This window comes from Bacillota bacterium (assembly GCA_040754315.1).
In the GTDB taxonomy this organism is placed as follows: Bacteria; Bacillota; Sulfobacillia; order DUSP01; family JBFMCS01; genus JBFMCS01.
This window is the reverse complement of the sequence record JBFMCS010000008.1, coordinates 1-12,390: the sequence shown is the minus strand read 5'-3', so window position 1 is coordinate 12,390 and position 12,390 is coordinate 1. Positions and strand designations below refer to the sequence as shown.

The 12,390-nt window shown below is 48.5% G+C and carries 10 protein-coding genes; all 10 read left to right on the top strand.

Features of this window, described 5'->3' with window-relative positions; genetic code table 11:
- Nucleotides 1–208: 208 nt before the first annotated feature.
- The 10 genes from AB1576_01440 to AB1576_01395 all read left to right on the top strand — a co-directional run bounded on the left by AB1576_01440 (nt 209) and on the right by AB1576_01395 (nt 12,113).
- Nucleotides 209–724, top strand: a complete 516-nt coding sequence (locus AB1576_01440; GenBank protein MEW6080460.1) for a DivIVA domain-containing protein — start codon at nt 209–211, stop codon at nt 722–724.
- A gap of 89 nt (nt 725–813) precedes the next feature.
- On the top strand, nt 814–4,266 hold the full coding sequence (locus AB1576_01435; GenBank protein MEW6080459.1) for a 6-pyruvoyl-tetrahydropterin synthase-related protein: 3,453 nt from the start codon (nt 814–816) through the stop codon (nt 4,264–4,266).
- Nucleotides 4,247–5,443: a hypothetical protein gene (locus AB1576_01430; GenBank protein MEW6080458.1), complete on the top strand. Its 1,197-nt coding sequence runs from the start codon at nt 4,247–4,249 to the stop codon at nt 5,441–5,443. Before AB1576_01435 ends, AB1576_01430 begins: the two co-directional genes overlap by 20 nt.
- Nucleotides 5,436–6,797: a TIGR03111 family XrtG-associated glycosyltransferase gene (locus AB1576_01425; protein ID MEW6080457.1), complete on the top strand. Its 1,362-nt coding sequence runs from the start codon at nt 5,436–5,438 to the stop codon at nt 6,795–6,797. Before AB1576_01430 ends, AB1576_01425 begins: the two co-directional genes overlap by 8 nt.
- Nucleotides 6,798–6,905: 108 nt before the next feature.
- Complete coding sequence (locus AB1576_01420; GenBank protein MEW6080456.1) at nt 6,906–7,187, top strand: EamA family transporter; 282 nt, start codon at nt 6,906–6,908, stop codon at nt 7,185–7,187.
- Nucleotides 7,188–7,233: 46 nt separating this feature from the next.
- The gene (locus AB1576_01415) at nt 7,234–8,004 is read left to right on the top strand and encodes a glycosyltransferase (GenBank protein MEW6080455.1); all 771 of its coding nucleotides are present in this window, start codon (nt 7,234–7,236) and stop codon (nt 8,002–8,004) included.
- Nucleotides 8,005–8,294: 290 nt separating this feature from the next.
- Nucleotides 8,295–8,525: a transposase gene (locus AB1576_01410; GenBank protein MEW6080454.1), complete on the top strand. Its 231-nt coding sequence runs from the start codon at nt 8,295–8,297 to the stop codon at nt 8,523–8,525.
- On the top strand, nt 8,519–8,743 hold the full coding sequence (locus tag AB1576_01405; protein MEW6080453.1) for a hypothetical protein: 225 nt from the start codon (nt 8,519–8,521) through the stop codon (nt 8,741–8,743). The genes AB1576_01410 and AB1576_01405 overlap by 7 nt, the downstream gene beginning before the upstream one ends.
- Before the next feature lie 379 nt (nt 8,744–9,122).
- Complete coding sequence (locus AB1576_01400) at nt 9,123–9,251, top strand: hypothetical protein (GenBank protein ID MEW6080452.1); 129 nt, start codon at nt 9,123–9,125, stop codon at nt 9,249–9,251.
- Nucleotides 9,252–9,581: 330 nt separating this feature from the next.
- On the top strand, nt 9,582–12,113 hold the full coding sequence (locus AB1576_01395) for a 6-pyruvoyl-tetrahydropterin synthase-related protein (GenBank protein MEW6080451.1): 2,532 nt from the start codon (nt 9,582–9,584) through the stop codon (nt 12,111–12,113).
- Nucleotides 12,114–12,390: the final 277 nt, after the last annotated feature.

The following is a 12,390-nucleotide window of genomic DNA, read 5'->3' as shown; positions in this document are numbered from 1 at the left end:
TTACTATACCTGAATCCAGGTTTGATTGCTTTCTACCTAATGCAACGTTTCCATAAAGTACCTTTCTTGTTGATAAGAATAGAAATAATGAATTTTTTCCATCCATTAACCTTATTATTAGACTCTTTTCCTTTTGGGAAAAAAGGTGTTGAATTCTGAAACCATAATTATGTATAATGAGTAATGAAGCTTAAGGAGGAGGAAGAGATTGACTATATCATTTAAGAAATCATTCTTAGGATATAAACCTGAAGATGTGCATAATGAGATTAAGCGTCTTGACATTGCATATGAGAAAGAAACAACTGCTTTGCAGGCTGAGATTGAAAAAACAAAGAGCGAATTGGAACAAGTTGAAACCGAAGTTACAACCCTGCAGTTAAAATTGGAAAACTATATAGCCCGCGAGCAATCTATTGTTGAAGTAATGGTATTGGCCCAGAAGAAAGCGGTGCAGCTTGAGGAAGATGCCCGCCGGCAGGCAAAGGCCATGTTGGAGTTGACAGAAAAGGAACTCTTGGAAAAAAGACAGGAATTGGAACGGTTGCAGGAAAAGCTGGCCCTTTTTAAGCAGGAGTTTAAGGAGCTGCTCGACGGGTACCGCTTTTCCATTGAAAATGTAGGCACTTTACCTAAAGAACCTGCGCCCCAGCTGACGTTGTTAGAAAACGAGAGAGCAACGGAGGCGATCAAAAGTATACTGCGTAAAAGGGTTGGTTCCTGAGGGGGCGAGTCGCCATTACTCCAAGCCATACAAGGTTGCTTTCCTCCTCCTCTAAGTCCCAAAAAGAATTAAAAGAAGAATTGCGCAACTTGCTCGAAAAGAAACGATTGAGCGAAGGAAAAAAAAGGAATCTGCTCGCATCAATTGAGGATAAGACAAAGGAAAGCCAAGACATTGAAGTGGCAATTCTCAAGGCCGATGAACTTGCCCAGGAGATTGAGAAAAAAGCCAATTTTGAAGTGGAACGTATCTTGGCGGAGGCAGGGGCGAGGGTTGCACTCACCAAAGCCAATCTAACCCTGATAGAAAAAGAAATAGTGCAGGCTAAGGAAGAGCTCTCCTTTTATCAAAGCCTGGTTTATGATACCACAGCAAGCGAGGTGGGGGAAGAAAGCGATTATGTCGATGCTGGGGCAGTAAGGGAGGGCAAGGGGGTTCCCTCCGCCACGCAGGTGGGCGGTTTTTTTGTTGATCCTTCAGCCTACACGATCCAGCTTGTTTCTTTCCTCAACGCGCGGCACTATGTTATCCTTGACGGAAATCAGGGGCCGATCCATGCCCACTCCTGGCAGATCCATACTAAGATTAAAATACCTCCCGAAAAAAGCGAACTGATACCTTTTGCCAAGATCATGGGGTCCATAAACTCAGTTATAGCCTGTTACGAGAAAACATTGCTTAATGAGCAGCACCCTTTTAATCTTTTCCAGCCCGCTACAGAGAACATAGCCATGTTTTTCTTCAACCGTTTTGAGGATATTCTCCTTGAATTTGGCCTGGCACAGGGCAAATTATCTGTATGGGAAACTCCTACGAAGGGTATTGAGGTCGCCCGGCGCAATCCCGAGTTTGACAACATCCCGCTGGATCTGGTCAAAGACGTGGTGGCCACGGCGGCTGCCGGTCCCTCCTTAGACCAAGGGGAAAAAATGCCGCCATCGCCCTCTAGGGGCAAAAAAGATAAAGGGGCGATACGGGAACTCCGCCTTGGCAGACCACCAGGCACCCCTTCAACCAGTTATTCTTATCCTGCCTATCGCTACGCCCTGCATGGGCTGCTCATAACGCTTGTAACCTTCCTTGCTTATTACCAGGTGGTTAACCCTCAGCTCAGGTTGCACTATCCCTGGGGATCCGATACATGGGGCCATCTTTATAAGGCCGAGTTCTTGTTTGAGCAGCTGCTGCAGGGGAATTATTTTCCCCAATTCACCGAATACTGGTATAGCGGTGTCCAGCCATTTCGTTATTGGGCGCCGCTCTCCTACTACGTAATATCCCTGCTGAGATTCATTAGCACCGACATTTTTATGGCCGGCAATTATTATGTTTTTGTGTCCGCCCTCCTGGGAGGTTTGTCCCTGCTTTTTTTTGCCGGCAGGATCGGTATCTGGCCTGCCACACTGGCAGGCGTCATCTGGGCTGTCTGGATCGATAATGTAAGGGTTGCCTTTTCTGAAGGGAACCTCCCCAGGGTATTGTCCACAGCGCTGCTGCCGTTACTCTTCTTTCTGTTTTTGAAATTGTTGGAAGAACGGAAGAAGAACTACTTAATAATACTGCTAACTGTTTTGCTGGTACACCTGACCATCCTCTGCCATGCCATGATGGGGGCAGTATATTGCCTCAGCCTTGCCCTCTTTGGTCTCTTTTTCTGGGCTTTTGGCGGTTGCCGGCTGAGGGATTTAGTGTGGGTTTATTTCGTGACATTTGTCGGTGTGATCTCCGCAGGCTGGTGGCTGCTGCCCAGTTTAAGGGGCGGTATAATTATGATTGATCCTGAAGCTGTCCGTGCTGCTATACAGTTCGTGCCGGCTGCTACCTCCCTAGACCCTTTTTATCGCTTTGTCAACCGGGAAACATTTTACTGGGGCGTCAGTCTGCTATTTGCCTTTGGCGTCTTGCTCTTGGCTTGGCGGAACAGTACGGCCTGGGTAAAAAGCCTTGTGATCTGTAGTTTTCTTCTAATTGTTATTACCTTCCCCTCCATGCGCCTTTTTATTCTGTTGATGCCTTTAAGCCACCTCCTCTGGCCGCTACGCTTCTCCAGTTTTGCTTCGCTGGCGCTAATAATAGGGAGCATGGCCCTCTATCCTTTTAAGGATAAATTCCCGGTGCCCGCTGGCAGCATTAAGAAGGCTGTAATAGTATCTCTCCTTGGCCTTAGTCTCCTGGTTGATTGCTTTTTTTCCCTGCGCTTGCTTGCTTATACAGGGGCGAAATCGTATGTGCTGCTGGAGGGGACGGAGCTGCTGAAGGCAGCGCCCGGATGGCGTATTGCCACCATTGATCTCAGCAGGCTTGGTTCGGCCCCCTCTTACCTCTTTTCTGAAACAGCCGGCAGAGGGCAGGTCTTCGGTTGGGCCTGGCAGGGAGCCACAACTTCCTATAACATTATGCTCCTCAATATGGGTCTCGAGTACCAGTATTACCCCTTTTTATTTCGCTCCTCTGTGTTGCTGGGGGGCACAGACCTGCTGGTTAAAGACGACGTGATTAGCGAACCAGAAGTATTTGCCGATCTGGCCGCAAAAATGGGTTACGAGCAGACTGCAAGTATTGACGGCCTCACCCTCTGGCGCGGGCCGGTTAATCGTCCTTACCTCGTTGTAAAAAAGGATCATACCCTGGTTATCGGCAGGCATGCGGGGACGATCGCCATCCAGTTTCCCAGTGTGGAGGTGGGGCCTTCCCCATATCTGGACAGATATTCGCTGGCAGAATTAATGAGATATCCCAGCATTGTTCTTGCCGGCGCAGAATGGTGGTCAAAGACAAAAGCGGAACAACTCGTGCGTGAGTATATCTCTTTCGGGGGCAAGGTACTTGTTGAGCTCTCCGGGCTGCCGGAAAACATCCTGGCCAAACAGCCGGAGTTTCTCGGTATCTATGGCGAGACAGTTACGCTGAGCGGCCAGCTAGAGCTTTTTGACCGTGGCGGTAGGAGTATTGTATTAGACCCTTTTGTTACGAATGACATGGGAATTTGGATGACATATGTGCCCCAGGGACTGGACGTTGTAGAGGTATACTTTGAATACTATGGCGTAAATGCTCCTCTTTTGGGGTACAAGCTGGTCGAAGGGCAAAAGGTATGGTTTTTAGGAGGCAACCTCTCATATCACACCTTCCTGACCAAGGACCCCGAGGCACTGCGTGTCATTGAGGAGACATTCGGTTATCAGCGGGAATATATGGTTGAGGAGCTGGTTCCCCTGGATGCTTATACGGCTACGGAAAACGGCTACCTGATGCGATACAGTAGCGAACGGGACTTAGATGTGGTCGTCCCTGTCGCCGCGCTGGACGGGATGAGGGCGGAGATCGATGGGAACCCATGGCCTCATACTACATTTGAAAACCTTGTACGTATGGAGCTGCCTGCGGGTGAACATGAGATTGCTGTCATATTGGAACGGACCCCCGTTTATCTGTGGGGCCTTGTACTCTCCCTTGTTTCGCCAGCAGTGCTGCTTGGCGGTTTGGTGTTTATAAAAAAACGGGATAGAGATGTGAAAAAACATGGGCAAGTTACCGCATAGAATAGCCGTTTTCCTGGCTGCCCTTATCGTAACAATATATTTCCTGCCTTCTGGCATGCTGTTTGTGCAAGATATACAGATAGATGGCCAGTTACAGGAGTGGCGGGGCCGGGCCTCGCTTAGCGAAGCTACAGGGAAAGGAGCCAACCTTTTTGCATCGTTACACTGGGCCACGAACGAAAACGAAAGGAAGATATATTTTGCGGTAAAACTGCAAAACCCTGCGGCACCAGGAGATCATCTCCTGTGCAGGCTCTTTCTCGATATAGACGATAACGGATCATATACGGATAGGATCGATAAGTATGCGGAGATCTCTTGCATACCCGGTTTTGCAGGGGGCACAGTGGAAGTTAAACTTTATTCCTCCAGCGGGAATCTGATTAATGGGTACGAGGGAATGTGGGGGCAGGAGAGCGACAGCGGCAGGGGCGGCTTTGAATTTTACCTGCCCATGTCCGATCTGAACATTTACCCGGCGCAGCCAATCCGCTTTTATCTTGCAGCAGCCGGCCTCAGCGCTGACCGCCTGCCTGTTGATGGAGACGTGCAGTGGAAGGTCTTTCCAGTGGTTACCCGAGACAGGTCCGGCATTGCCATTTTTGCCATATGCTGGCTGCTTGCCACAGCGGCCCTCTACCATTACCGCATCTGGCCCCTCTACTATGTCTTGGGCGCTGTGGGCTTCACCATCATTGTTATCCTGGCGGTCAGGGGTACGCTGCTGGAGTACACCATTGAGTACTGGACAGGTATGGTCCTGCACCATATTCTTAATGAATTTGGCATATTGACTTATGTCTTCGATAAATCACCGGGCACGATCCTGGTCTTTATCAAGACAGACAATAGCTGGACCACACTAAATATTGATATTGAAAGTTCAGCCCTATTTGAAATTGCTGTTTTGCTCGGCCTTGTGCTATTCTATCCTGCCTACGGCGCTGGCCGTAAATTGTACTATATCCTCGTGGGCACCGCGACGCTTGGGTTTTTTAACTTGGTGCGCCTCTTGCTCATTACCACCTTAATCTATTGGGGTGGGCGTAGTTTTAACTTCGTGGCGCACACTTTGTTCGGTCGGGTTTTCTTTTTTGCCGTGATTATCGCTCTCTACTGGCATATTTTGACACAGCCTTCCATTAACAAAGTACGGGGAGATGTTAAGCGTGCCTGAAATTCTATGGGAGCGGAGTATAAGCTTGCTCCTCTCTTGGAGCATCTGGTTACTGGCGCCACTGCTGGTGGATGTGTCAGCTATGGCCAAGTGTTTTGCCGGTTTGTTCTTAGACGAAGGGAACAGCGCAAGAACAAAGGGGAAAATATCACGGGGCACAGGCAGTTTGGCTTTTTATCCTTTAGTTACACTGGTTATACCTGTTCACAATTCGGCCGGCACCCTTTACCAGTGCCTGGATTCTATGTACAAGCAGAACTATCCCAAGGAGAAGCTTGAAATCATTTGCGTAAATAACGGCAGCAAGGATGATAGCTTTACAGTGTTCCAGGAATTCCAATACGCTCATGCGGACATAAATACCAACTGGATCTCTATGGAGCGAGCGGGAAAATCCATTGCCCTAAATGCAGGGTTTTATCACGGCAACGGGACATATATGATGAACGTGGATTCGGATACATGGCTGGACAAAAACGCCGTCTTAAAGGCAGTTGAGTCTTTTGAGAATGACGGCTCATTGGCTGCCGCTACTGGGCTTATACGCGTGGATAAAGAAATCGGGGACGGCTACAATTTTGTCGATTTGCTGAATTATTGCGAAGTCATTGAGTATATGCTAGCCTTCAACATAGGCCGCCGTTACCATGGGCTTAGAGATTCTATTTTTACTCTGTCCGGCGCATTTTCCATTTTTCGCCGCGATGTGCTCCTTCAGACCTTTTTATACCAGGACCGGACGGTTTCCGAAGATACGGACCTCACTTTTTGTATAAAACATGCGCAAGAGAAACAACAACGTCGTGTTGGCTGTGTGCTTGACGCGGTGGCTTATGTTGAGCCCATTAATTCCCTTGCCCAGCTGTACGCCCAGCGTTTGCGCTGGCAGCGGGGTCAGATTGAAGCGATAGCAATAAATGAGCAACATGGAATAAGCCTTTTAAGCGACCTCAGGAACTTTGTTGGGCGCATGTTTATCTCAGATCATACGCTGGCGCTGGTTCGTTTTAGCTGGACATTCCTTTTGTTTTTTTTGTATTTTATCGGCTACTCTATCGATACGGTGTTTCTTGCCTTGATCGTATTGCTGGCCTGCTATACCATCCTAGATACGGCTAGCTTTCTTATGGTCTATAAATACAGCCCCAAGCTCTACCGCTGCGAAATGAAGAAAATCTGGTGGATTGTTTTTCTACTGCCTGTATACAGGCACCTCATTTACTGGTTTCGCTTGGCCGGGATTATTACGGTGCTCACAGAAGAGAAAAGCTGGCGAGTGCAATATCCAGTCGACCAGTTAAAGGAGATATTTAGGGGCTATAGACGTCAATTTCGCAGGGCAATAGGTTTGTGAATAACAAATAGGCGGTGAAAAAACTTGAATAGTACTCTAGCCAGCTTATTCATCTCAATCTTCTTGGGAGCATGCGGCCAGATTTTGCTGAAATTTGCGACCCATAATATGGGAGAGAGCAACTTGGCCTGGCCGTCGATCCCCTATACCCTTATGCGAATATTCTGGAATGGCTGGGTTCTTTCCGCTATATTTTGCTTTGTCGCCAGTATGGTCCTTTGGATTAAGGTCATTGCGAGCATGGAGCTTAGTAGGGCCTACCCGAGCGTTAGTATCTCTTATATCATGGTTTTTCTCTTCTCCGTTCTGTTCTTTAAGGAGGCGGTTAGCGGCTCTAAGCTTCTAGGGTTTTCCATGATCCTTGCAGGGGTTTTTTTTCTGCACCGCTGAGCGTCAATATGTTGTTCTGAGAAACTATCTATTGGAGTGATATGTCATGCGGGATGATCTTGTTGCCATAATTCTCCCCATGTACAACGAGGCAGAATCAATTCCTGCCTTACAAAGGATGTTTAAGGAAATCCCATTGCCGCCAGGTTATAGCCCGCTCATCATCATAGTCAATGATGGCAGCAGCGATAACACTCTTGAGCTTGCCACCAAATGGGTATTGGCCGGCAGCAGGGCAATCATTGTCTCCCATACGCAAAACAGGGGCCTGGGGGAGGCGATTATCACAGGTTTCACCGAGGCTATGAAAGCCCGGGCGACCTGTATTGTTACTATGGACGCGGACGCCACTCACCCGGGGGAGATTATCGCCGAACTTGTCGCTAAAATTGGCGCCGGCGCTGATATTGCCATCGCTTCACGCTATATTAAAGGGGGAGGGCAGGACGGAGTGCCTTTCTTGCGCAGCTTTTTGAGTATTGGGGCAAAGATATTTTACCATCTGGCCTTTCCGCTGCGTGGAGTTACAGACTATACAATCAATTTTCGCGCCTACCGCAGTTCGCTTGTCAGCCAGGCCCTCGCCACTGGCAAATGGCCTTTCTTGGCTTCCCGGAGCTTCTCGGCAACGGTGGAGCTGCTCTTAAAACTGGCCCCCTTTGCGGGTACCATCGAAGAAGTGCCGTTTACCGTTAGATACGGGGCCAAAAAAAGCGCCAGCAAGTTAAAAATACTGGCCACCGTCTACGACAGCCTGCGCTTATTGTTTCTGCCGAAAAGAAGGTGTCCCCTTGGCAGAGGGCTACGTATTAGTTAGTTCGACCTGAAAGCTCGGGAGAGTGCCGCTGGTAGAGGGTGAGGCAGGAGTTAGAAGAATAGAGGATCTGAGTAATTTCCGGTTACTGTAACCAGGAATTTGAGGCATCGATGTCAAATCCCCATGTAGAGGGGAGGCGACAGGAAATGTTGGTGCTTGAAGGCTCCAAGAAAGACCAGGTGGATATATGAAAGGCTACTTTACCGGCGCTTTTCTAGTTGGGAGAGGAACTGGAACAAGTGGACAGGGTGCTGAGGGACCAGCGGTTCTTGGAGCCGTTTTTTAGAAAGATGCAGGAGTCCAAGGTCAAGTTACACATGGGCAGACCGTGCGTGCCGGTAGATCAATGCCTGAGGCTTATGTACCTGAAACATGCCTACCAGTTGAGTTACGAAAGCTTGGTACGGGAGGTTTCCGACAGTATAAAGTGGAGAACGTTTTACGGTTTCTCTATGGCGGATAAGCTGCCTGACCCGGGTACGCTGGTGAAACTGACAAGAAGTTCGGGCCCGAAGTGGTAAAGCAGCTTAATTTCAATGATCTCGTGGTGCAGAAGGCTAAAGAGGAGAAGGTGCTAAGGAGTCTGACGGTGCGCGTGGATACCACGGTGGTGGGAGCGAACATACATCACCCGACGGATGCAAGTCTTTTGCTGGATGGCATAAAGAAGATAACCCGGGTGGTGAAGAAGTTAGTAGACCTCGGGCACGTCGGACAAGGAGCGCCAAGAAGCGGCTAGTAAAGGTCAATCAAGCGGCCCGGATGAGTAAGAAGGGCTTTATGGAGAAGATCAACGGGCTCACCCAGGAAATTGTGGGGATCGCGCACGCGAGACGATGAAGGCTGCCCGGACTGGCCTGGATGAAGCCAGGCGGAGATTGGAGGAACTGGGTAGTAAGGCCGGGTACCAAGCCCACCGGGCAGTCACTGTGCTGAATTGGACGATGTGCCTGGCGGAGCGACTGATCCAGCAGGCATGTGAGGTGATAAAGGGGAACCGGAGATCATGTTCATGAGCATGGCGCAAGGCCAATCGTGAAAGGCAAGGCGGGGAAAAGGACGGAGTTTGGAAGGAAGGTCTGCATCACTGAAACCAAAGGAGGGGTTCGTTAGCCACTATGAGGTCAAGGGGGAACCTGCCTGACGGGGAGATTGTAATCGATGCGGCCAAGGGACATGAAGAAAGCACCGGGTCTCTTCCCAAGACCCTGACGGCGGCCCCCGGGATGAGCGGGATAAAGCCTTGAGGAAGAGTCAAGGGACATTGGGGTCAATAAAGGAACGGACGGAGGTCCAAAGAGCGGCGACTTTTGGAGGCAAAGCCCTCCTTCCGCCGGACCATGCGCTGGCGAGGGGGGATTGAAAGAAAGAGTCTCATGGACGGCCTTGATGGAACACAGTGCTGGGTGAGGCTTGGCATCCTGACCCACAATATCACTCGTCTTGCCAGCCTCAGTCCGGCTACATAGCCCCAACTCACCAAAGTGAGGGGATAGGGCATGTGGTAGGTATCAACACCAATGCCCTTTCGTTAGATCGAACCAGCTAGGAATACACTGGTTTTGCAGGAGACTAATATGTCCGCTCCTAAACAACAGGAAGGTCTTATTAAATCAAGGCTAAAGCTAGACGCCGCCGTAGCTTGCTGGTGTTATCTTGTTCCTGCTTTGGCAATCGCCTGCACCGCTGTCATCTGGCCTCTCCTTAGCGCTTCCAACGAGCTTTTTCCATATGGCATTGACACAATGGGACATCTGACCAAAGTTGCATACCTGGCAGAACGCTGGCGGAACCTGCAATTCTCTGATTGGTTTCCAGGATGGTACGCCGGTGCAACTGTTGTTCAATACTATCCTCCCTTGAGCGTCTGGGTTGGTGCTTTAGTGCAGATGCTAACAGGGAATATCATGCTTACCTTTAAGATTCTGATATGGAGTTGCCTATTCTTGGGAGGAATATTCACTGCCAAGCTTTCAAAAAAGCTCGGCGGAGACGATGTTGCAGCGTTATGTTCCGCTTTTCTCTATACCCTTGGACATTATACCCTTTTTACTGTTTTTAATGATGGCACATTAGGAAGGGCGATTACCATCCCCCTTTATCCCCTGCTTTTTTATAAGATGCTAAGTTTGGGCGAAAGACCGGCAAAAGGAACCTTGTTTTACTGTTCACTGCTTATTGCTTTAATGATCCTGGCCCATGCAATGCATGCATATCTTCTATGTATAGGGATTGGTTTGTTCTACCTGATCTGGTGTTTACAATGGCATAGGCCGTGGAACAAAGTGGTAATGGCTGCAGAAGTCCTCTTGGTCGGTGTAACATTAACCGGCTATTGGTCTGTACCTGGAGTAACGCAGTGGGAAACTTCAGGTGTTCCATGGCTCCCAGCAGGCATAGCCCAGATTTTTGTAATTACGATAAGAGATTTATTAGTTCCCAGCTTTTCCCCGGTTATATCTTTTCCTGCATATGCCCTTGCTTTATTGGGTGCGCTACTGGGTTATTATCTAATTGAGCGAACGTTTATCTGGTTAGGCCTTGTTCTTATGTGGATAGTAACGACTTCTTTAGCTATTGGAGATAATAATCCGCTTTTTTCTCTTTTGCCAATGAAGGATAGCCTTGCGCCTGTGCGTTTCTTAAACGCGGCAGACTTACCTGCGGCATTATTGGGTGGGTTTTTAATTAAAGGCTTTACTCAGTGGACAATAAGAAACTATAAACCATGTAGAATGAGTAAATTTCTTGGGTTGATTATTGGAGTGCCACTATCGTTATTTATTGTTTTTTCTTCTGCACTTATTCCGATAAAAGAACCTACGGATTACGTCCATATGAGATATTTAATAAGTACCATACCCAATTCCGGCAGTAATCCATTCCAGAATGGACGTATTGCTGCTGAACTTCCCGACACGGGCAGTGAGTCGGCTTTCTTCCCCGTTAGCTACGGCTTAAACACAATATATGGCTGGAATATTGAGGGAACAGCGCATGCGCAAAGAATCATTAAACACAACATTTCTTACGACGAAGATTATCTTGATTATATCCTGCGAAATTGGTATTTACTAAACGTCCGGTCATCTATTTTAGATCAAAGATTTGGTCACCTGAAGAATATTTCGACTTACATTGAGGAATTGGGATGGTCATTACATGCAAACAGTAATGGTACAGCTGTATTTACTTGGGATTACCCCTCCACCTACCTTATGAAACTCCATTCCGATGTGCTTGTCATTGGAAGAAGCAGCTATTACGTGGCGCGGCTCTTTCCCTGGGTAAGCGAGGGGAGGGCGCCGAATCCTTTGGAGTATGACGAGGCGTATATTGACCTTTTTGAAGTTATCTATCTCTATGATATCCCCGGACTTAATATTGCTGAGCTAGAGAAACGCATTGAAGGATGGCTGCGTAAAGGGAAGACCGTCATTTTGGACCTTTCGGCAACGGATAAGATTCCGGAGATATTTGGCGTGTGGCACTTTGAGAAGCCTGTGAATGGGGTAGTAAACCTTCTGCCCACAAGCGATAATCTTAATATATATAGCGAAGATGTAATTGTTAAATTAAAAGAAGGAAGAGGGGCGTTCTATAAAAAACTGGACAGGGTATTGCTTACTTTTTACGGCGATCAAGGGGCATATGCCGCCGTAGGTGTAAAAGAAACCGCGCAGGGAGAGATCTATCTTACGGGGCTGCATGTACCAAGGCTTATCCAGCCTGAGTCTAAGGAAGCAGCGCGTCTGCTCTTAGAGCCGTTACTAGACCTGGGGAAACCTAGGAAAGGGATAACCCCTGAACCTTTCGAGACGATATGGACTCACTGGGATCACAAAGGTGTCTCCTTTGCGTATGAAGCAAAGGAAACAGAGCCGATAATTGTTTCCGTTACCCATACCCCGCGCTGGCACGCTTACCTTGATGGCGAACCTATCCCTGCATACAGGCACGAGGATCTCGTCCTTCTAATTCTTCCGCCGGGGAAGCACACAGTCACCATGCATTATGGGGCGAGCGCTGCCGTGTATACAGGTTGGTTTGTGACTATACTGGCTGCAGGCTGGCTGCTGTGGCGGGGTAGGCGGCTGCATCAGGCCTAATTTTAAACTCTAACACATCTTCCGCACACTTAATACGAACGCTAGAATGAAACTGATCCACTTGGAGGTGTTGCGCTGTCGTTGTTATACGATAAAGACAGTACTTAACCAATAAGGGAAAATGTCAGTATGGGAGAACTGACATTGACCCTGTCAGCAACAGGTTTAGAATCCCCAAAAGGAGCAGAATGAAATTCCCCACCCCCCATCAAAGAGGGAACATCAATACCGGTGAAGGTGGAGGTGTTCCCAGTGATAGGGAGTGGGGAATGGTTGG